Genomic DNA, 20,226 nt, shown 5'->3' on the forward strand with positions numbered 1-20,226 from the left:
CGATCGGTCAGCCTGTGCTCCATTTCGCCACCGAGCGTCGCTCGAACACCTCGCGAAACTGACTTGTGGATTTTGGAAGCAGGGCGCCGGTACCCCAGTCGAGGATCACGGCATGCTGGCGGATCACGTCGAGCGCGCCGATCGCGCCGTTGCGATAATTTTCCGCCACGATCTCGGGATCGAGCCGCACATTGGCGACGCGCTCGGCCCTGATTTTGGCGCGAAGCGCCGCGGTCGCCGCCTTGTCGACCTCATATTCGCACAGCTCGGCGTCAACGGTATGTACGACAACGCCATAATCCTTCGCAGCGCGCTCAACCGAGACATAGTCGTCCTTGATGTCCTCGATCACGAGGGCCGGGTCACGTTCGAGCGGATCGCCGAACCCGCCGCCGCCGGCTGTCGGGCGCGAGAAGATATCGCCTTCGCCGATCGGGACATCGGAGAAGATCGAGCCGAGCCGCTCTTCGCCTTTGCCGTCGGCGCGGGTCAACGTCAGCCCGTGCGGCATGGATGGCAAGCCGCCCTCGATGCCCCACACCACGGCACGCTCGCGGTCGCAGATGTAGGAGATCACGGTTTTCTCTGCCTGCAGCATGCGGGAGGTCTTCACGACCCCCGCGCCGCCGCGCCATTTGCCCGGACCGGGCGAGTCCTTGAGGATTTCGCATTCCGTGGTCAGGATCGGATTGGCGCGCTCCTGGCCTTCGACCGGTTGCGACATCAGGCCGGTGCCGAAGCAAGCCGTCGTGACATTGCTGCCGTCCTTGCCGTTGCGTCCGCCCCAGCCGCCCGGCAGCCAGTCGTAGAACATGAAGATGGGCTTGTCCGGGCTGCGGGCGTCGAGGCCGCCGGTGAGCAGATATTCGAGATTGAAGGCGCAGGCGAGCGCGCGCTCCGGCATCAGCTTCGACCACATTTCGTAGATCGAGTTCATGATCTTCTCGAACGGCATCAGGAATCCGGTGACCGCGATCGGCCATTTCGCATCGACGATCGAGCCTTCCGGCGCGATGATTTCAAAGCAGCGGTAGAATCCGGAATTGAGCGGGAGATCCGGGAAGAAAGTCTTCATGCCGGCTGCAACGGCCGAGAAGGTCGTACCGAAGGCTGAATTGTAGATCGAGCCGATGGTCGGATGGCTGCCGGTGAAGTCGTAAATCGCGCGGTCGCCCTTGATCGTCAGCTTGATCCGGATCGGGATCATGCCTTCGCCGCCGGCGGGATCACGGTCGATGAAGTCGACCGTCTCCCATTCGCCATCGGGCAGGGCCGCGATGCGTTGCCGCACCGAACGTTCGACATAGTCCTGCACGGCGGCAAGGCCGGTCTCGACCGTGTCGCGGCCATATTTGTTGACGAGGCGCAGGATCTCGCGCTCGCAGACCTGGGTGGCCTGGGACTGCGCCTGGATATCGCCGATGATCGAGACCGGGTCGCGCGTGTTCGAGGCGATCAGATGCGCGACGTCCTTGCAGAAGCGGCCCTTGTCGAACAGGCGTATCGGCGTGATGCGCAGCCCCTCTCGGAACATTTCGCGCGCGGCGACGTCGAACGATCCCGGCACGCTGCCGCCGACATCCGACCAATGGCCGTTCGACTGGCTGAAGGCGATGATCTTGCCGCCGGCGAAGATCGGCCGGATCAGGCGGACATCCGGGAAGTGCGTGCCGCCGGCGTAGGGGTCGTTGATGGCGAAGACGTCGCCTTCATGTATGTCGCCGTCGAAGAAGCGCATGATGTCCTTGCAGGTGAAATGCAACGTGCCGACATGGACCGCGATGTCCTGATTGCCTTGCGCGGCGCATTCGCCGTGGGCGTCATGCAGGGCGCTGGAAAAATCGCGGTTGTAGATGACGAAGGAGTAGCAGGTCCGAAGCACCTGCTCGCCCATCTGGTCGACGCTAGTGATGAAGGAGTTCTTGAGAACCTCGAAGGTCACGGGGTCGAGCGGGAGATCTCCGGCCATGGTTCACTCCTTCACGCGGATGATGATGTTGAGATATTTGTCGACCTCGGCGCTGGCGCCTGGCGGCACGACGGTCGTCGCGTCGACCTGCTCGATGATCGCGGGGCCTTGAAAGGAGAAGCCGCAGGGCAGGTCGTCGCGCTCGTAGACGGGCGTGTCCAACCCGTTGCCTTCGAACCACACCCTGCGGCGGCCAACCGGCTCAGGGATCACACCGGTCGGTTCGTGGACGGCGAACTCCGCCTTGGGGACGACGCCGACCGCCTTCAGATTGAGGCGGAAGAAGCTGACCGGGGCGCTGTCGCGGCGGAAATTGTACTCACGCTTGTGCTCGGAATGGAAGCTCTGGACGAGGTCGGCGATCGCGCCGATCGGACTGGGCGCATGGACCGCGAGCGACCGCCATTGGCCCCGATACATCATGTCGATCGATCGCTGGAGCACGATGTCCTGTGCCGCGATGCCTTCGTGGGTGAGTCGGGCGAGTGCGTCCTTCTCAAGCGCCGTGAACTGCGCCTCGATGTCGGCCGCATCGGCCTCGTCGGCGCCGACCATGCAGCTCTGCGAGAAATCGTGCTGCATGTCGACCAGGAGACAGCCAAGCGCGGAGGTCACGCCGGGATTGGGCGGCACGATCACGACCGGGATCGCAAGCTCTCGGGCAACATCGACCCCGTGTAGCGCGCCGGCGCCGCCAAAAGCCACCAGGGCAAAGTCGCGCGGATCGTAGCCGCGGCTGATCGAGATCAGCCGTACCGCATCCGATATGTTGGCGTTGGCAACCTTGACGATCGCGTCGGCAGCCTCGTGCAGGCCGAGACCGAACGGCTTTGCGACGCCATCCTCGACCGCCTGGCGTGCCAGCGCGGGGTCGAGCTTCACCTTGCCGCCGGCGAGACTTGTGCCGAGCCGGCCCAGCGTGACGTTGGCGTCCGTATTGGTCGGCTGCGTGTTGCCGTTGCTGTAGCAGGCTGGGCCCGGAAAGGCGCCGGCCGATTGCGGGCCGTTGCGCAGGGAGCCGGCCGAGTCGGTCCAGGCCAGCGATCCGCCGCCGGCTCCGATGGTGAGGACCTCGATGGACGCAAAGCGGATCGGATAGCCGAACTCGATGTACCAGTCCTTGGTGATGCGCGACTGCCCCTCATAGGCGAGCGAGACGTCGGTCGATGTGCCGCCCATGTCGAGGCCGATCGAATTGGGAAAGCCGCAGAGGCCGGCGATGTAGCGGCTGGCGATAGCGCCGGCAGCAATTCCGGAACCGGCAAGGCGCGCAGCGAAATCCTTGACGCTGGCCGGCGTCATGACGCCGCCGCCGGTGTGCAGCAGCAGGAGATCGCGGGTATAGCCCTCATCGGCGAGACGCTCGCCGAGCCGGCTCGTGTAGCTGACCACGACCGGGCTCACGACGGCGTTCGCGACCGTGGTCGAGAACCGCTCGTGCTCGAAGATTTCGGGGAGCACCTGCGAGGAGATCGAGACGGGGATGTCGGGCATTTCCTCGACGAGGATATCACGCATGGCGCGCTCGTTTGCCCCGTTGAGATAGGCGTTCATGAAGCAGACCGCGACCGCGGCAACGCCGCGACGCTTGAGAATGCGCGCGACGTTGCGCGCGGCCTCGACATCGAGCGGCTCGAGCACGATGCCGCCGGCGTCGACCCGTTCCGGCACGGTCAGGCGGTCGCGCCGCGGGACGTAAGGCTTGACGACATCCTTGTAGGTATCCCAGAGGTCTTCCTTGTTGGCGCGCCGGATCTCGATGACGTCGCGAAACCCCTTGGTCGTGACCACGGCCGTGCGGGGCAGGCGGCGCGTGATGAGCGCGTTGGTCGCAACCGTCGTGCCGTGGGAGAACAGCGCCACTTCGGCGAGATCGACACCGGCCTTGGACACACCGCCCATGATCCCGTCGATGGGATCGGGGGTCGACGCCGTCTTCTCGATGCGGATGAGGCCGGTTGCCTCGTCCATGATGCAGATATCGGTAAAGGTGCCGCCGACGTCGACGGCCACGCGAAGGTTCTGCACCATGCGACTTCCTCATCGAATTGCGATCACCGATCATATGCGGATCGGGGGCGGCAATTCTTGACGCTGAGCGCAGGAAGATTTGTGCGAGAGAGCACCCACGACCGCCGCACCGGCGCCGGCTGCCGGATGCCTAAAGGTCGGTCAGGCGGGCGAATGAGCCTTCAGGGAAGAGCGGTGCGCGCCGCGGCGCGCGCCTCGCTCGGGGTGCAGCCGAACCGGCTGCGGTAATTCCGGCTGAACTGCGCCTGGTCGCCGAACCCCCATTGATAGGCGATTTCCGAGATGCTCTTGCGGCAGCCGGGATCGCGCAGCATGGCGTCGGACATCGACAGGCGTTGGTTCCGGATATAGGCGCAAACGGTGATGCCTTCTCCCTCAAAAACCTGATGCAGATATCTGAGCGAGATGCCACAGCCGTCCGCGACCATTTGCGGCGTAAGCCGCATATCGTTGAGGCGCGTGCGAATGAACTGCTCGCAGCGATGGAGGTGGCCGTTGCGAACGGACGAGGAGTGGCCCACCAACACGCGGTCGTCCGACTCGATCACCATCGCCAGGAGATCGATGAGATGCTTGCCCATCACAGCCCGGGCTGCCTCGTCCATGTCCGCGATCCGTTCGCCGGCAAGCCGCAGAGTGTCGACGAACAGTGCACCCACGCTGCGGCTGGCGTCGAATTGCATGGTTGCGAGGCGTTCGGGGCGGGATATCCGGGCGCGCAGGACGGCGCTTGGAATCTTCAGCACCCAGAGCGCTGCCGGATCATCGTGGCTGAATTCATAGGGAAGATGGCTTCGCTCGATCACGAATGCGCCGGGCCGGCACCGGACGTCCTTGCCGTCCTGCTCGAAACGGATTTCGGCGAGCTCCGGGACCGTGATGAGGAAACATTCTTCCCGCTCGTTCACGAGGTGCCGTTCGCGGCGCCTGTAGAGCAGGCCATTCGAGACATTGCGGGATACTGAGAGCGGACCCATGGACCAGGCGCCCAGGCTCGCGTGGAAGTCGCGACCGCCGGGAAAGACGAGATCGAGCGGGAAGTAAGTCTTCGAGACAACGTCCTGCCAGAAATGCCGCCGACTTTGCGAGGGAACATCGCTGGTCGCATAAGTGGCCTGCATGCCGCACTCCGTCGCTGCCGTCGCCCGTTCGGGCCTTGCGCTCTTCATTGCGCCGACCGCTGTGATCGGTCCAAGCTTGGCGAGGACGACCTGACGGCGTCAAATCGAAATAAGCGGGTGCCGGTATCTCAGATTTCGATGGCCTCGTCCGATCGTTGCCGGTGGTCGATGCCGACAGGAGGACGTGCCGGACCAACGCCCGCCACGGCAAAGCGCATGAAGTCGCGATACGCCTTCGCGGCCTCGGAAAATTGGGTGTCACGGCGCCAGGCCAGTCCAACGTCCATGCTGGGCACTTCGTTCTCGATGACGCGGGTCTCGATCCGCTGGCCCTCGAGCGACCAGGGCCGGTAGACGAGATCGGACAGGATCGTAATGCCCATTCCGCCCGCGACCATGGACCGGACGGCTTCGACGGAGGAGGTGCGGAAGATCGTTCGCGGTTCGAGCGACAAGGCGTTCCAGTAGCGCATCGACGTGTGGCTGGCTTCGTCGACGGTGAGCATGACGTAAGGGTAGGTCGCGATCTCAGCGAGATGGACGCGCTCGGCGCGTGTCAGTGGATGATCGGCAGCAAGCCACAACCGGCGCGGCGACCGCAACAGCGTCTCGCTCGCAAGCATGGCGTTGTTGTGCAGGTTCGAGACCAGCATGACCGCGAGATCGAGCGCACCGTCGACGACGGCCCGTTCGAGCACGTCACGCGGCGCCTCGAACAGTTCGACCGTGATCCCGGGAAAGCTTGCCTGGAAACGCATCTGATGCCGCGGCAGAAAATAGCCGGATACGGTATAGGTGACGCCAATGCGCACCGTTCCGAACAGCGGACCGGCGGACATATGCGTCCCGCGGACGGCTTCGGCGACCGAAGCAAGGATCTGGCGCCCTTGCGACAGGAACCGGCTGCCCTCCATGGTGACGGTCACGCCGGTCGGCGTGCGTTCCAGCAGGCGGGCGCAGACGATGGCTTCGAGTTGCTGGATCGCGGCGGTGACCGCGGATTGCGAGACATTCAGGTCGATGGCCGCCTGGCTGATACGTCCAGTTTCCGCGGCGGCGACGAAATAGCGGATTTGTTTCAGAGAAACGGACATCGCGGTCGATCCGATATTTTGATTTTACCTAGCTCACGATCGGTTGAGCGCTGCTTCTCGGCGCGAAAGCTTTCGATGCAACTCTCGTGCCCAACGGGCGTGCGGGCAACTGGGGGAACAAAATTAGTGGAACGGCGGGTCAGAATGACCAAGCGCCGTAGCATCGGCGCTTGGCGGCCGAGGCGAGGCCAAATACTGCACCCTTCGGCGCGGAAGCTGCAAGGCGGTTACGCCAAAGCACCGCGAAGCTTGCCCAGCAACCCGGCCCGGCTTTTGCGCGCCGCAAGAGCCTCATCCATCCCGACCTTGACGAACTTCACCGGCGTGTTGGGCTGGAGCTGGCCGATCAAATCCATGTCCGCTGCGATGACCGTGCCGACCATGAAATAGCCGCCGCCCGAGACCGCGTCACGGTGCAGCACGATCGGCTCGGTGCCGCCGGGGACCTGGATCGATCCGTAGGGATAGCAGGCATCGGTGATGTTGGAAGGGTCGGAACCTGCCCCGAAGGGCGGCTCGCGCGGCACGAATTCGAGCGGCTTGCCGCCCTTGAAGCGGTAGCCGATCCGGTCGGCTTCCGGCGCGACCTTCCAGGTGTCGCCGAAAAAACCCACGCCGGCCGTCTCGGTGATGCGATGCCAGTAAAGCCCGGGCATCACGCGCAGTTCCGTCGGCATCCCTGCCGGCAGGGCGCGCAGCTCCTTCGCGACTGTGCGGCCATCCTTGACGGGTGCGCCGGCCTTGCCGATGGGAAGTTCGTCGCCCGCCTCGAGTTTTCGACCCTTGAAGCCGCCGAGTGCGCCGAGCGCGTAGGTGGAACGCGAGCCCAGAACAAGCGGCACGTCGATGCCGCCAGCGATTGCAATGTAGCCGCGTGCGCCCTGCTTGAGGAAATCGAAGGAGAGCTTTTGGCCGCGCTTTACCTTGAAGCTCGTCCAGGTCTCGCGCGGCTCGCCATCGAGCTTCGGCGGCAGCTCGGCGCCCGTGATTGCGACCAGGGCGTCATCGGTGAATTCGAGCTCCGGCCCCATGAATACGGCTTCGAGGACCGCAGCGCCTTCCTCGTTGCCCACGAGCAGGTTTGCAGCAGCAAGCGCGTGACGGTCCATGCCGCCGGAGAGCGGGATGCCGATGTGATAGTAGCCGGGACGCCCCAGGTCCTGCACGGTTGTGGCAAGGCCGGGCTTCAAGACTTTAATTGCCATGGAGAACCCCCTCGAGCTTGCGATTGTAAGCGTCGATGTCGTTGTTGAACTCGGTCAGCGAAAACGAGACATCGCGGATGATCGGCGCGAAACGGCCCGCATCGACATCGGCTACGGCAGCGTCATAGGCGGGTCGGTCGATCGGTTTCCATTTCACGATGTCGCCCGGCTTGAACAGGCACATGAAGTCGCGCAAATAGCTGATCTTCTGGTTGGGGTCGTAGATCGGCATCGGCGTGATGCCGAACATCTGATAGCCGCCGGCGCCGCGTACCGAGTAGATGCAGCTGAAGCATCCGCCGTGCCCGACGGTGAGCTTCGGCGTGTCCGTGCGCGGGCGCAGATATTTCGGAGCCTGGATCTGCCGCTGGCGCTCCACCATCTGGTAGAGGAACGGCAGGCCTGCGACGAAGCCGACCATCGAGACGAACCATGGCGCGCTGGAGTGCGCTTTGATGAAGGCGTCGACCCCGTCGAGCCCGTTGATGCGCGCAGCATATTCGAGATCGGTGCCGTTCGGATCCTGATGGCGCTCCCGGAAGCGCATCAAGGTCTCGTGCGTCCAGGGGTCATTGTAGAGCACGGGGATTTCGATGATCCGCGTCTTGATGACCGGTGCGGATGTTTCAGATGCGGAATCCAGCTGTTTCAGCTCGGCAAGCAGGTCGTCGGGCTTGATCTGATCCGGATCGAACTTGACCTGATAGGACGCGTTGGCCGGGCAGATCTCGGTCACGCCCTTGATCCCAGCGTCGCGCACCGCATTGGTGACGAAAAGGCCCTTGAAGAACGCCTCCAGTGACATGGACTCAGCGACCTCGGCGAAGATGTGCTCATCGCCGCCGTAGGAAAATCGGGTTTGCATGACTAGCGGCCTCCTTTTGCTGACGGGGCGGGTTCTCTCGCGGTCATTGCGCGACCTTGGCGGTCGGTGACGGCGCTGCGGTGCCGAGCGACGCCGCATGGGTTTCCAGCCATGGCTCGAGCCAGGCTGTATGAAAGCGCGCGGCCTGAACGTCGGGATCGCGCGCGAGCGCCTGATGCAGGGGTTTTGTCGTCGCCAGGCCCTCGACGCTGAGCTCGGCAAGAGCGCGCGCGAGCCGCTGGATCGCGCTTGGCCTGTCCTTGTCGTGCACGATCAGCTTGCCGAGCAGGCTGTCGTAGAACGGCGGTACCGTGTAGCCCTGATAGAGCATGCTGTCGAAGCGCACGCCTTCACCGGCAGGCACGCTGAGCGCGCTGATTGTGCCGGGGCTCGGGAGAAAGCCTTTTGCAGGATCCTCGGCGTTGATGCGGACTTCGATCGAATGACCGCGGACGCGAACCTGATCCTGGCGGATGCGAAGCCGCTCGCCGCCGGCAATCCGGATCATTTCGCATACGAGGTCGATGCCGGTGACCATCTCGGTGACGGGATGCTCGACCTGGATGCGCGTGTTCATCTCCAGGAAGTAGAATTCGTGGCTGCGGTCGTCATAGAGATATTCCAGCGTTCCGGCGCCGCGATAGTCGACGGCCCTGGCGAGCGCAACCGCCGACGAACACAGTCTGTCACGAACCGCCGGTGTCAGCGAAGGCGAGGGAGCTTCCTCCCAGACCTTCTGGCGGCGTCGCTGCAGCGAGCACTCGCGCTCGAAGCAATGGATGACGTCGCGCCCGTCGCCGAGGATCTGCACCTCGATGTGCCGCGCGCCTTCGATCAGCTTCTCGACATAGAGCCCGCCATCGCCGAAGGCGGCGAGTGCTTCCGCCTGCGCCTGCGGCATCAGATGATGGAATTCCTCGGCCGAACGCGCGATGCGGATGCCGCGTCCGCCACCGCCGGCCGCGGCCTTGATCATCACGGGAAAGCCGGTCTTCTCGACCAGCGCGAAGGCTGCATCGGCGGATTCCAGGCGTCCGGCGCTGCCGGGGACGGTCGGCACGCCGGCCGCAGCCGCAGCCTCCCGGGCCGCGACCTTGTCGCCCATCAGCCTGATCGATTGCGCCGTCGGGCCGACGAAGATCAGTCCGGCCGCCTCGACGGCGGCTGCAAATTCGGCGTTCTCGGCCAGGAAGCCGTAGCCGGGATGAATGGCGTCGGCGCCGGTCGTTCTGGCGGCGGCGAGGATCGTCGCCTGGTTGAGATATGACTTTGAAGCCTGCGGCGGACCGATCTCGATCGACTCGTCGGCAAGCCGGACGGCGAGCGAGTCCTTGTCGGCCTTGCTGTAGACCTGGACGGTCGCGATGCCGAGTTCGCGCGCCGCACGAATGATGCGGACGGCGATCTCGCCGCGATTGGCGATGAGGAGCTTCTGGATCGTCATGGACGCGCGAACCGTCTCAAACGTCAATCTCGGCAATTGGCTGGCCGGCCATCACGGCCTCCTCGTTCTCGGCCAGGAAGCGCAAGATCTTGCCCGCCGCGCCGGCCTTCACCTCGTTGAATGATTTCATCACCTCGATGAGCCCGATCGTGTCGTGCTCCGTGATCGTGTCTCCGTCGGACTTGTAGTCCGGCTTGTCGGGCGCGGGCTTGCGATAGAATATGCCCGGCAGCGGCGAGAATATCTGCTGTGTTGCCATGAGGTCCTCCTGGTCGTTCGTTTCTTCGGGCCGTTCTCACCGCGCGGTGAGATAGGGTCGGACGGCCTCGCGAACGGCGTGCGCGATCGCGACGGCATTGGGGGTGTCGGAGTGGATGCAGATCGAGTCGGCTCCGACCAGCACGTCGTTTCCGGCCACCGACCGGGTCTTGCCTTCATTCACGGCTCGCGTGCACCGCGACGCCGCATCGGCCGGATCCTTGGCCTCGTGCTCCCGCGTGATGATGAGGCTGCCGTCGGCATTGTAGTCGAGGTCGGCGTAGTATTCGGCGACGAAGGTGTGGCCGCGCCGCTCGTAGACCATCTGATGCAGCGTACCTTTCATGCCGAGGAGCGGTACCTTGTAGACGTCAGCGGCATCCGCGACGGCCTCCGCGATGTTCTCGCTGCGCGCGGCCATGCCATAGAGGGCACCGTGCGGCTTGATGTGATTGAGCGGCAGGCCCTCGGCATCCAGGAATGCCTTGAGCGCGCCGATCTGATAAAGCAGGCAGTTCGTCAACTCCTCGCGGTCGATCTTCATCTCCCGCCGTCCAAAACCCTGCAAGTCCGGCAGTGACGGATGGGCGCCGACCTTGACGCCGAATTGCTTGGCGAGTTGCACCGTTTTCCGCATGTGATTGAAGTCGGATGCATGGAAGCCGCAAGCCACGTTGGCGACATCGATGTGGGGCATCAGAGCCTTGTCGTCGCCCATCTTGTAGAGGCCATAGGCCTCGCCCATGTCGCAATTAATCACGACCATTCTCCTGTTTCCTCTCAACGGCTTGCGTTCAGTCCAAGGGGTACGGCCGCCCGCAGGTGCGCCAGGCACCGCGGGCGGCGCATTGCCGGCTTACTTCGACACCAGATAGTCGACCGGGATCTTCTCCGAGATGGTCCACTGATCGACCATCTTCGGCTTGCCGGCCTCGGTGTCGATGATCAGGTAGCGGCCCTGGTTCTGATGGTGGATGTCCTTGTTGAAGGTACGCGGCCCGAACAGCGTGGCCTCGCTGTTCATCTTTTCCAGTTCCGCGACGACAGCCGGAGCATCGGTGGTCTTGGCACGCTCGACCGCCTTGGCCCAGACGTCGATCAGGACATACCCGGGATAGACGTACTGGCTGGACGGATCGCCGCCCGTCACGTCCTTGTACTTCTTGTTGAACTCGTTGACCTTCGGATTGGGATCGTCGCCGTAGATCGAGCCCTGCACCGGAACGTAGAAGTTCGACAGATCCGGAATGGCGTTCAGCCAGTAGCTGCCGTCCATGCTCGAGCCGTTGAGGATCATCGATTTGATGCCGGCGGCCCGGATCTGCTTGATGGCCGACACCGCGCCCGGCATCATCGTGCAGACCATGATGGCGTCGGGCTCCTTCGGCAGGCTCTTGATGCGCGTGATCTGCGACGCGATTGAAGCATCATCATTCTTGAAGGTGTCGCTTCCGGACAGCGTTGCGTCCTTCAGCTTCGGCATCATCCAATCGAAGCCGTCGCAGATACCCTTGTTGTAGACGGTCCAGCTGTCGAGCAGCCGGTAGAAGCTGCGCGCATTCTTCTTGTTGTAGGCCCATTCCGCCATGGTCGCGCCCTGCACGGCCGCCAGAACGGAGCCGGAGAACGAGTAGGGGCCGACGCCGGGAATGCCGGCCTTGATCGATTCGGCACAGAGGAAGAACGAGACCTTGCCGGCCGCTTGCGCCTGGAGTGCCGCCGGCGCGCCGAAATCGTAATCGCAGGAGACGACCACGAGATCCGCGCCCTGATCGAGCACCGCGAGACCGGCCTTCGCACCTTCAGCCTGATCGGTCTTGGTATCGGCAAAAACGGCCTTGATCTTCTTGCCGAGCAAGCCGCCCGCCTTGTTGATCTCGTCGATGCGGATCATTGCCGCATCTTGTGCCGGCTTGTCATAGGCCTGCATGAAGCCCGAAGCTGCGGTCGCAAATCCGATGACGATCTCGTCGGCCGCCTTGGCCGGTGTGAACCAGAGTGCGGACACTCCAGTCAGGATGCCCAGTATTCTCGTAAGACGCATAACCATTCCTCCAGTTGTGCAGTGAAATTCAGTTCAGTTCCTTCATCGCGGTCCGCACCGGGCGTGACAAACGTCGCAGCATCGGCCAGCCGCGCCAGGAGAACTCCTGGTTGCGGGTGAGGCCGGTCGGCAGGTACATCAGGATGACGATGGTGATGATGCCGATCGCGATCTCCTGGACCCCGTTCGGCAGTGCGACCTTGAATGCGCCAAGGCTGATGCCCTTTTCGAGATTGCGAAACAATTCGATCAGCACCGAGATCGTGACGACGCCGGTGACGGCGCCGCTGAGGCTGTACATGCCGCCGACGACCAACATCGACAGGGTGATGAAGGTCGTCCGCAGATAGAAGGCACCGGGGTTGACGATGCTCAGGAAGTGCGCGTAGAGCGCACCGGCGATGCCGATGATGAACGCGCTGACCACGAACGCGATCAGCCGTTCGCGGACAATGTCGATGCCCGAGGCGCTGGCGGCAACGGACTCATCGCGTGTGGCGCGAAGGGCGAGCCCGGAGCGGGAAATCGCGTAGAGGTAGGCGATCAGAATCGCAACAGCCGCACCGAGCCAGCCGATCCATACGTTCATGGTCGGCGGTATGCCGACGATCGAACCTTGTCCGCCCGTGACTGAATCCCAGTTCGAGTAAACATTGTTGACGACGCCGAGCAGTCCGAAGGTCGCGATTGAAGCTGCAATCCCCGACAGGCGCATGATGACGCGCCCGACGATGAGCGCGAACAGGGCGGCGAACACGCCGGAGATGGGTGTGGCGACCCACATCGGCAATTGCGTGTGCAGCAGCCAACTCGGCAGCCCCTTGAGCGTGATCGACTTCATCACGGGCGGAATCGCGAGCCAGGCGGTCATGTAGGCGCCGAGGCACATGAAGCTGATGTGACCGAACGACAGCAGGCCCGAATTGCCGACAAAGACGTAGAGGCCGACGACCACCATGATGTTGATGAACATCTCGACGGCGGTTCGGTTGAACGCGCGGGTGCCGAACTGATAGCTCAACGCCGCCATGACGAGCAGCACGACGATCAGGATGATCGGCGTCAGCATCGTTTGCCGGATGACAGACGGCCGCTTTGACATCGATCAGACCCTCTGCTTGGCGGATTTCGGTGCAAACAGGCCTTGCGGCCGCACCAGCAGGACGACGATCACCGCGCCATAGACGAAGGCATCGCGAAAGACGCGCGCGTCGTGCGGCAACGTTGCCTGGAAGACGACGCTGGCCGCGCCAATGATGAAGCCGCCGGCGACGGCGCCGGGCACACTGCCGAGACCGCCGATCACCGTGGCGATGAAGGCGATCAGCATGACGTTGGCGCCCATGTTGATGTCGGCGGTGCCGGAGATGGTGGCCAGGATTAATCCGATCGCCGCCGCCAGCATGCCGCTGATGGCAAAGGCGAGCAGGATGACGCCGTTGGCGCGGACCCCGAGCATGCGCGCCATGGTGAAGTTTTCGGCCGCAGCGCGCATTTCGAGGCCATAGCGCGTGCGCTTGAGGAACAGCACCAGCACAGCGAGTGCGGCCAGCGTGATGACGATGGTCACGACTTGCAGCATCGGGATGTGGGCGCCGAGAAAATCGACCGGGAGGCTGAGGCTTGGCCACAGTGTGATCGACTTCGGTCGGCTCGAATAGAGCATCAGCATTAAGTGCCGGATAACGAAGCCGAGCGCGAAGGACGCGATCATCATCGTCGCCGGATTGGTGTTGCGGAAACGGCGGAATACGATGATCTCCGACAGGATCGACAGTGCCGCGCCGATGATCAGCAAGAGCGGAATCAGGAGATAGAACGGCAGCAAGCCGGCGAAAACGACCGCTGTCGCATCGATCGACGGCCAGAGCATTGCGAACACGCAGAAGGCGATGAAGTCGCCATGGGCGAAGTTGACGAGCCGCATGACGCCGAAGATCAGCGCGATGCCGAGCGCACCCAGGGCATAGAGACTGCCGAGGCTCAGTGCATCGAAGATGATCTGCAGAACCGCCGTCATTCTCAGTGGTCTCCGAAGCCGAAATAGGCCTGCTTCAGACGTACGTCCTTGATCATGTCGGCGGCGGCGCCCTCGAGGACGATACGGCCGCCGCGGATCAGGATCATGCGTCCGCCGGTCATCATGGCGCGCGTCGAGCTCTGCTCGACGATCAGCAGCGTCAGCTTGCGCTGCGCCCGTAGCCGCACGAGGATCTCGTAAACCTGATCGATGATCTTGGGTGCAAGTCCGAGCGAAGGCTCGTCGATGGCCATGATGCGCGGAGCCGTCATCAACGCACGGCCGATGACGAGCATCTGTTGCTGGCCGCCGGAGAGCATGCCGGCCGCAGTGTGGCGGCGATCGGCCAGCATCGGGAATTCGGCGTAGACGGATTCGAGGTCGCCGGCGATCTTGTGCCTGTCGCGCCGCATACCGGTGCCGACCTTCAGATTTTCCTCGATGCTCAGTGCGCCGAAGACGTTGCGGCCTTCCGGCACCAGCGAAAATCCGCGCCGGGCAATGTCCTCCGGCGAGGCGCCCGTCACTTTCGCACCGTCCATGGTGATGGAGCCCGAGCCCGCCGGCACGACGCCGGCGATCGCGTTCAGCAGGGTCGACTTGCCTGCGCCGTTGGGGCCTGTCACGAACAGAACCTCGCCTTCGGCGATCTTCAGCGTGACGCCGCGCAAGGCCGTGAGGCGCCCGTAGCTGACGGTGATGTCGTCGACGGCGAGCAGCGTCATGATGCAGCGCCCATCTCGGCCGCGAGCGCCGGAATCAATTCGTCGCGCTGCGTGCCCATATAGGCGTGCCGGACCGCGTCGCTGTCGCGGATCTGCGCAGGCGCGCCGACTTCGATGATCTCGCCGGAATCGAGCACGAAGATGCGCTCGCAGAGTTCGAGCACGAGGCCGATGTTGTGCTCGATCAGCAGCACGCCGACGCCGAGCTCGGCGGCGATCCGCCTGATGATGACGGCGAGGTCGTGGCTTTCATGTTCGGACATGCCGGCCGCAGGTTCGTCGAGCAGCAGATATCGCGGCGTGCACATGATGGCGCGGCCGATGGCGACACGGCGCTCGTCGGTATAGGGCAGGGCGCCCGCGATCGTGCTGCCGAGATGCGATATGCCAAGCCAGGTCATCACGCGCTCGGCCTCCGTGATCGCCTCGCGCCGCGTCTGGCCCATCCCCACGCCCGTGACCTCGAGATTGTCCACGACCGGCAGGTCGCGGAAAAGTCGGCCGGACTGAAACGTGCGCGCGACACCCTTGCGTCGCAGCTTGTGGGCCGCGATGCCGTTGAGCATCTCGCCTTCCAGCTCGACGGTCCCTGTGCCGACCGGCTGGAACCCTGTCAGCACGTTGATAAGTGTCGTTTTCCCGGCACCGTTGGGGCCGATCAGTCCCGTGATGCGTCCCCGCGGTACCGTAAGCGTAACTTTGGACAGCGCTTTCAAGCCTTCGAATTGGACGCTGACGTCGCGAGCGCCCAACTCCAAGCCACCGGAAGTCATCTCAACGCCTTCTCACTCGCCGCCAATCACAAGCGGAGTTTTGCGTTGCGGGAGACGCTTGTAAAATTCGAAATATCGTTCGCCGATATCGGAAATTGTGATGACGTTGACGTTCCCTGAATTCGTCGTGGCGGCGCAGCGCCGGTCGTGGCGCTCTGGAGCCGCCGCAAGACTCCATCACGAAAATGGTCAGCATGACTTCATCTTCGTGCGAAGCCGACGTGATCGCGCGATACCCATCGAGCCAGGATGCCTGGAGCTCAGCCACGGCGGGCTCGTGCTCCATGAAGCTGACGGCGGCTGCAAAGTCGTAGAAGAACCAGGAGAAGCTGCAATCGTCGCGGCGGACGAACTCGAGCTACGCCTCCACCTTGCACAGTTTTGCTACAGGCCGGCACGAATTGCGGCAATTTCCGCTGCAACAACGCGCTTGACATAATATCCGATCTCAACGACCGTATCGTGCAAGCGTAGGGCAAGACGGCCCATCAACGCGGTGAGTTCAACCATTTCCAACGCCACGCTTTCATCGCGTGTTCGGTTGGCGGCGAGGGCGCCCTCGGCTTCACAGCCGACGGGCGCTTTTTTGTTTTGGATCGAGTGATGACGCAAAAGCGGTATCGAATTGGCGTGATGTTCTCGACGACGGGCTCCTACAGCGTCGTCGCGCGCTCGATCCTCAATGGCGCATTGCTGGCCTTCCAGGAGGTCAATGCGAGCGGTGGCGACATCGTGTTGGAGCCGGTCGTGGTCAATCCCTCCGGCGACCTCGCTCGTTATCGTTCGCTCAGCCTCGAACTCCTGGGGTCCGGCATTCGCCAGGTGGTCGGCTGCTACACCTCGTCGAGCCGCAAGGAGGTGATCCCGTGCTTCGAGAAGTTCGATGGACTGCTGTGGTATCCGTCCCACTACGAGGGTTTCGAGAGCTCCGATAACGTCATCTACACCGGCGCCGCACCGAACCAGCACGTGCTGCCGTTGGTCGATTACCTGGCATCCCGGGTCGGCTCTCGCGCCTTCTGTGTGGGCTCCAACTACATCTGGGCCTGGGAGAACAACCGCATCTTTCGCGAGGCGCTGATAGCGCGCGGCGGTGCCGTGCTCGCCGAGCGCTATCTCTCGGTCGGCGATACCGAGGTCGATCAGGTGATCGCGGCCATCATCGATCAGCGGCCGGATTTCGTCTTCAACAATCTGATCGGCACCAGTGCCTATGCCTTCTTCCGCGCGTTCCGTGCCGCCTGCCGCGCCCGCGGCATCGACCAGGCCGCCGAAATTCCGGTTGCGAGCTGCACGCTGTCGGAGCCGGAATTGCCTGAGATCGGCCCGGACGCGGTCGACGGACATTTGTCCTCGAGTGTCTATTTCTCTTCGTTAAATTCTCCGGAAAATGCTGCGTTCATTCGCGCCTACACGACGTCCTTTCCGAACGGACCGGTCTCGTCGGCAGATGCCGAATCCTCCTACATCGCCGTCAAGCTGCTCGCAGCGGCATTGTCACAGGCCGGGACCGACGACGCCCGCACGGTGCGCGCCGCCGTGGCCGATCAACGACTGCGCGCCCCGCAAGGAGAAGTCCGCATCGACCGGCAGACCTTTCACGCCTGGCTCACGCCACGGATCGGTCGCTCGGCCGCCGACGGCCAGTTCGAGGTGCTGCTGGAATCCCGCGAGCCGATCGCGCCCGATCCGTATCTTGTTCAGTCGTCGCCGCGCTTTGCCAGCGCGATGCGCTCTCCGCTGTTGAAGGTGGTGCAATCATGAGCTCCCGACTGCTGCAGAACTTCAAGGGCGGCCGCGCCATCGTCGTCACCCGGCGAGGCGGATGGGAAAGCACGCTCGAAACGACGCTCGCCAAGCTCGGGGTCTCCACTGAATATCCGGAGATCATCGATGGCCACGCGCAGATCGACGTTGCGAGCTTCCAGGTCGATCGGGACATCCTGTTCGTCGATGGCGATCTCGAAGGCGCGGTTGCGATCGAGGTCAACCCGGCCTCGCGGCTGCCGCCGGTGCCGGTGATCGGGCTCGTCGGCGTCGAGGCGCCAAGCCGGCTCAAGGCGCTGGTTAATCTCGGTGCCACCTCATTCCTGCGCAAGCCGGTGCATGGCGGCGCGGTCTATACGTCGCTTTTCATGGGCATCAACCAGTTCCTGCTGCGCGCCGAAATGTTTGAGCGCCTGCAAGACCTCGAGGAACGCCGTCGCGGTCGCCGCGCGGTGATCCGGGCCGTCATCCTGCTGATGCAGCAGGACGGCTTTGACGAGGAGGGTGCCTATTCCCGGCTCCGTCGCGAAAGCATGCGCGCGCGGCAGAACATGGAACTCTATTGCGAGGAGTTTCTGAACAAGCGGGCGAAGCCGCCCGATACGACGGGCCGCACGACCGGCATCATGCTGCAAGGCGGCGACAAGCAAGCCATCTAGGAGAAGCAAAATGAGCAAGTCTGTATTGCGGGGGCTGCGTGCCGCAGCCCTCACGGGGACGCTTGTCCTCGGATCCACCCTGGCACAAGCGGCCGAGAACCCGATCAAGCTCGGCGTGCTGGAGGACCAGTCCGGCGACTTTGCCGCGGCCACCATCGGCAAGGTCCACGCCATCGAGCTCGCCGCCGAGGAAATCAACAAGGCCGGCGGCATCATGGGTCGGCCGCTTGAGCTCGTTCCTTACGACACCCAATCCGACAACACCCGCTACCAGGAGTTCATGCGGCGGGTGCTCCAGCGCGACAAAGTCGACGTCGTGTTTGCCGGCTTCTCTTCGGCTTCGCGCGAGGCCTATCGCCCGATCGTCGATCAGTTCAACGGCTTCGCCTTCTACAACAATCAATATGAAGGCGGCGTCTGCGACGGCCACATGATCGTCACCGGCGCGGTGCCCGAGCAGCAGTTCTCCACGCTGATCCCCTACATGATGGAGAAGTACGGCAAGAACGTCTACACGCTGGCGGCCGATTACAATTTCGGCCAGATCTCGGCGGAGTGGGTGCGCAAGATCGTCAAGGAGAACGGTGGCAAGATGGCCGGCGAGGAATTCATTCCGCTCGGCGTGTCGCAATTCTCCCAGAGCATCCAGAACATCCAGAAGGCCAAGCCCGACTTCGTGGTCACGCTGCTGGTCGGCACCGCACAGGCCTCCTATTACGAGCAGGCGGCTTCTGCCAACGTCAACCTGCCGATGGCCTCCTCCGTCAACGTCGGCCAGGGCTACGAACACAAGCGCTTCAAGCCGCCGAGCCTGAAGGACATGTACGTCACCACCAACTACATCGAGGAGATCGACTCGCCGAAGAGCAAGGCGTTCTACGCCAAGTTCAAGGCGAAATTCCCGAGCGAGCCCTACGTGAACCAGGAGGCGGAAAACTCCTATCTCGCCGTCTACCTCTACAAGCAGATGGTGGAGCGGGCGAAATCGACCAAGCGGGAGGACATCCGAAAGGTGATCGCGATGGGAGATGTCTGCATGGATGCGCCGGAGGGCAAGGTCTGCATCGACCCCAAGAGCCAGCATATGTCGCACACGATCTATCTGGCCAAGGTGGGTGCCGATCATTCGATCTCCTTCCCGAAGACCTGGGAGGACATCAAGCCATACTGGTTGGGTGAGGCCGGCTGCGATCTCACCAAGAAGGATCCGATGGCCCAGTACACGCCGTCGAATCCGCCGCCGAAACCCTGACCCGGCGGCTGATCGCTCCGGCCCTCCGGGCACGCCCCGGCGTGCCGGCGGGCCGGGGCGATCACGGACATCTGCGGTGGTGACGCCGCGTCTTCCTACAGACTGGTTGGTTTATGGATATCGCGACCCACGTCTTTTCGGCGCTCTATCAATTCGGTGACGCCTTCGCGTTCCTAGTGCTCTCGGCCTGCGGGCTCGCGGTGATCTTCGGCATGATGGGCGTGATCAATCTCGCCCATGGCGAGTTCATCATGTGCGGTGCGTATGTGACGGCCGCGACCGTGCATGCGGGCTTGCCGCTGCCGCTGGGCATCCTGGCAGGCACGGTCGTATCCGCGCTCGTCGGCGTCCTGGTCGAGCTTGCGGTCATCCGCCATCTCTACGACCGGCCGCTCGACACCATCGTCGCGACCTGGGGCCTCAGCCTGATCGCCACGCAGGGCACGCTGATCATGGTCGGATCGACCATGGCCGGCGTTGGCACGCCGTTCGGCAGCTTTCAAGTTGGTGACTATTCCTATTCGATCTATCGCATCGTGCTGTTCTGCGCCGCGCTCGGCGTGCTGGCCGGGCTCTACGCGCTGTTCAACTGGACCCGCTTCGGCGTGCTGGCGCGCGCCACCATTCAGGTCCCGCATATGGCCGCCGCGCTCGGGGTCGACACCCGCCTGATCTACAGCCTCACCTTCGCCTGCGGGGCGGGACTCGCCGGCCTTGCCGGTGGCCTCTATGCGCCGACCATGACGCTGGTGCCCACCATGGGCGCGACCTTCATCATGGAGGCATTCGTCACCGTGGTGATCGGAGGCGCCGATGTCTTCCTTGGCACGGCGCCTGCCGGCGGCCTGCTTGCGATCGTGAAGTCGGGGATGACGTCCTGGCAAGGGCAGTTATTCGGTCAGATCGGTCTTTTGGTCGCCGTCATCATTGTGGTCCGGGTGCTGCCGAAGGGCATCTCCGGCTTCGTGCTGCGCGAACGCACCTGACGGAGTGATGGCG

19 protein-coding genes are annotated in these 20,226 nt (G+C 63.5%); 4 read left to right on the forward strand and 15 right to left on the reverse strand.

The window, feature by feature from the left end; genetic code table 11:
• Nucleotides 1-7: 7 nt before the first annotated feature.
• The 15 genes from V1280_RS46200 to V1280_RS46270 all read right to left on the reverse strand — a co-directional run bounded on the left by V1280_RS46200 (nucleotide 8) and on the right by V1280_RS46270 (nucleotide 16,161).
• Nucleotides 8-1,969, reverse strand: a complete 1,962-nt coding sequence (locus V1280_RS46200; RefSeq protein WP_334537981.1) for a hydantoinase B/oxoprolinase family protein — start codon at nucleotides 1,967-1,969, stop codon at nucleotides 8-10.
• Nucleotides 1,970-1,972: 3 nt separating this feature from the next.
• Nucleotides 1,973-3,997 carry a hydantoinase/oxoprolinase family protein gene (locus V1280_RS46205; protein ID WP_334538626.1) on the reverse strand — a complete coding sequence of 675 codons (2,025 nt, stop codon included), beginning with the start codon at nucleotides 3,995-3,997 and terminating at the stop codon, nucleotides 1,973-1,975.
• Between the two features lie 164 nt (nucleotides 3,998-4,161).
• Complete coding sequence (locus tag V1280_RS46210; protein WP_334537982.1) at nucleotides 4,162-5,121, reverse strand: helix-turn-helix domain-containing protein; 960 nt, start codon at nucleotides 5,119-5,121, stop codon at nucleotides 4,162-4,164.
• A 128-nt stretch (nucleotides 5,122-5,249) separates the two neighbouring features.
• Nucleotides 5,250-6,215, reverse strand: a complete 966-nt coding sequence (locus tag V1280_RS46215; protein WP_334537983.1) for a LysR family transcriptional regulator — start codon at nucleotides 6,213-6,215, stop codon at nucleotides 5,250-5,252.
• A gap of 227 nt (nucleotides 6,216-6,442) precedes the next feature.
• Nucleotides 6,443-7,420, reverse strand: a complete 978-nt coding sequence (locus V1280_RS46220) for a biotin-dependent carboxyltransferase family protein (protein ID WP_334537984.1) — start codon at nucleotides 7,418-7,420, stop codon at nucleotides 6,443-6,445.
• On the reverse strand, nucleotides 7,410-8,285 hold the full coding sequence (locus V1280_RS46225; RefSeq protein WP_334537985.1) for a 5-oxoprolinase subunit B family protein: 876 nt from the start codon (nucleotides 8,283-8,285) through the stop codon (nucleotides 7,410-7,412). The genes V1280_RS46220 and V1280_RS46225 overlap by 11 nt, the downstream gene beginning before the upstream one ends.
• A 43-nt stretch (nucleotides 8,286-8,328) precedes the next feature.
• Entirely contained in the window at nucleotides 8,329-9,729 is a 1,401-nt protein-coding gene (locus V1280_RS46230) for an acetyl-CoA carboxylase biotin carboxylase subunit (RefSeq protein WP_334537986.1), read from the reverse strand.
• 16 nt (nucleotides 9,730-9,745) lie between these two features.
• Nucleotides 9,746-9,988, reverse strand: a complete 243-nt coding sequence (locus tag V1280_RS46235; protein WP_148771638.1) for an acetyl-CoA carboxylase — start codon at nucleotides 9,986-9,988, stop codon at nucleotides 9,746-9,748.
• Between the two features lie 36 nt (nucleotides 9,989-10,024).
• Complete coding sequence (locus V1280_RS46240; protein ID WP_148771639.1) at nucleotides 10,025-10,753, reverse strand: LamB/YcsF family protein; 729 nt, start codon at nucleotides 10,751-10,753, stop codon at nucleotides 10,025-10,027.
• Between the two features lie 90 nt (nucleotides 10,754-10,843).
• Nucleotides 10,844-12,031: an ABC transporter substrate-binding protein gene (locus V1280_RS46245; RefSeq protein ID WP_334537987.1), complete on the reverse strand. Its 1,188-nt coding sequence runs from the start codon at nucleotides 12,029-12,031 to the stop codon at nucleotides 10,844-10,846.
• A 28-nt stretch (nucleotides 12,032-12,059) separates the two neighbouring features.
• On the reverse strand, nucleotides 12,060-13,133 hold the full coding sequence (locus tag V1280_RS46250; protein ID WP_334537989.1) for a branched-chain amino acid ABC transporter permease: 1,074 nt from the start codon (nucleotides 13,131-13,133) through the stop codon (nucleotides 12,060-12,062).
• A 3-nt stretch (nucleotides 13,134-13,136) separates the two neighbouring features.
• Complete coding sequence (locus tag V1280_RS46255) at nucleotides 13,137-14,051, reverse strand: branched-chain amino acid ABC transporter permease (RefSeq protein WP_334537990.1); 915 nt, start codon at nucleotides 14,049-14,051, stop codon at nucleotides 13,137-13,139.
• Between the two features lie 2 nt (nucleotides 14,052-14,053).
• Nucleotides 14,054-14,776 (reverse strand): ABC transporter ATP-binding protein, encoded by a 723-nt coding sequence (locus V1280_RS46260; RefSeq protein ID WP_334537991.1) that lies wholly within the window; start codon nucleotides 14,774-14,776, stop codon nucleotides 14,054-14,056.
• The gene (locus tag V1280_RS46265) at nucleotides 14,773-15,549 is read right to left on the reverse strand and encodes an ABC transporter ATP-binding protein (RefSeq protein WP_334537992.1); all 777 of its coding nucleotides are present in this window, start codon (nucleotides 15,547-15,549) and stop codon (nucleotides 14,773-14,775) included. Before V1280_RS46265 ends, V1280_RS46260 begins: the two co-directional genes overlap by 4 nt.
• Before the next feature lie 384 nt (nucleotides 15,550-15,933).
• Nucleotides 15,934-16,161, reverse strand: coding sequence for a hypothetical protein (locus tag V1280_RS46270; protein WP_334537993.1), 228 nt, complete (start codon nucleotides 16,159-16,161; stop codon nucleotides 15,934-15,936).
• On the opposite strand from V1280_RS46270, the gene V1280_RS46275 reads away from it, so the two are divergent.
• The 4 genes from V1280_RS46275 to V1280_RS46290 all read left to right on the forward strand — a co-directional run bounded on the left by V1280_RS46275 (nucleotide 16,153) and on the right by V1280_RS46290 (nucleotide 20,213).
• Complete coding sequence (locus tag V1280_RS46275; RefSeq protein WP_334537994.1) at nucleotides 16,153-17,313, forward strand: transporter substrate-binding domain-containing protein; 1,161 nt, start codon at nucleotides 16,153-16,155, stop codon at nucleotides 17,311-17,313. The genes V1280_RS46270 and V1280_RS46275 overlap by 9 nt on opposite strands.
• Complete coding sequence (locus V1280_RS46280) at nucleotides 17,310-17,975, forward strand: ANTAR domain-containing response regulator (RefSeq protein WP_334537995.1); 666 nt, start codon at nucleotides 17,310-17,312, stop codon at nucleotides 17,973-17,975. The genes V1280_RS46275 and V1280_RS46280 overlap by 4 nt, the downstream gene beginning before the upstream one ends.
• Before the next feature lie 10 nt (nucleotides 17,976-17,985).
• Nucleotides 17,986-19,227 carry an urea ABC transporter substrate-binding protein gene (locus V1280_RS46285; protein ID WP_148771648.1) on the forward strand — a complete coding sequence of 414 codons (1,242 nt, stop codon included), beginning with the start codon at nucleotides 17,986-17,988 and terminating at the stop codon, nucleotides 19,225-19,227.
• Nucleotides 19,228-19,340: 113 nt separating this feature from the next.
• Nucleotides 19,341-20,213 (forward strand): ABC transporter permease subunit, encoded by an 873-nt coding sequence (locus V1280_RS46290; RefSeq protein WP_280710845.1) that lies wholly within the window; start codon nucleotides 19,341-19,343, stop codon nucleotides 20,211-20,213.
• Nucleotides 20,214-20,226 lie beyond the last annotated feature (13 nt).

Source organism: Bradyrhizobium sp. AZCC 2230 (assembly GCF_036924495.1).
Lineage (GTDB): Bacteria > Pseudomonadota > Alphaproteobacteria > Rhizobiales > Xanthobacteraceae > Bradyrhizobium > Bradyrhizobium rifense.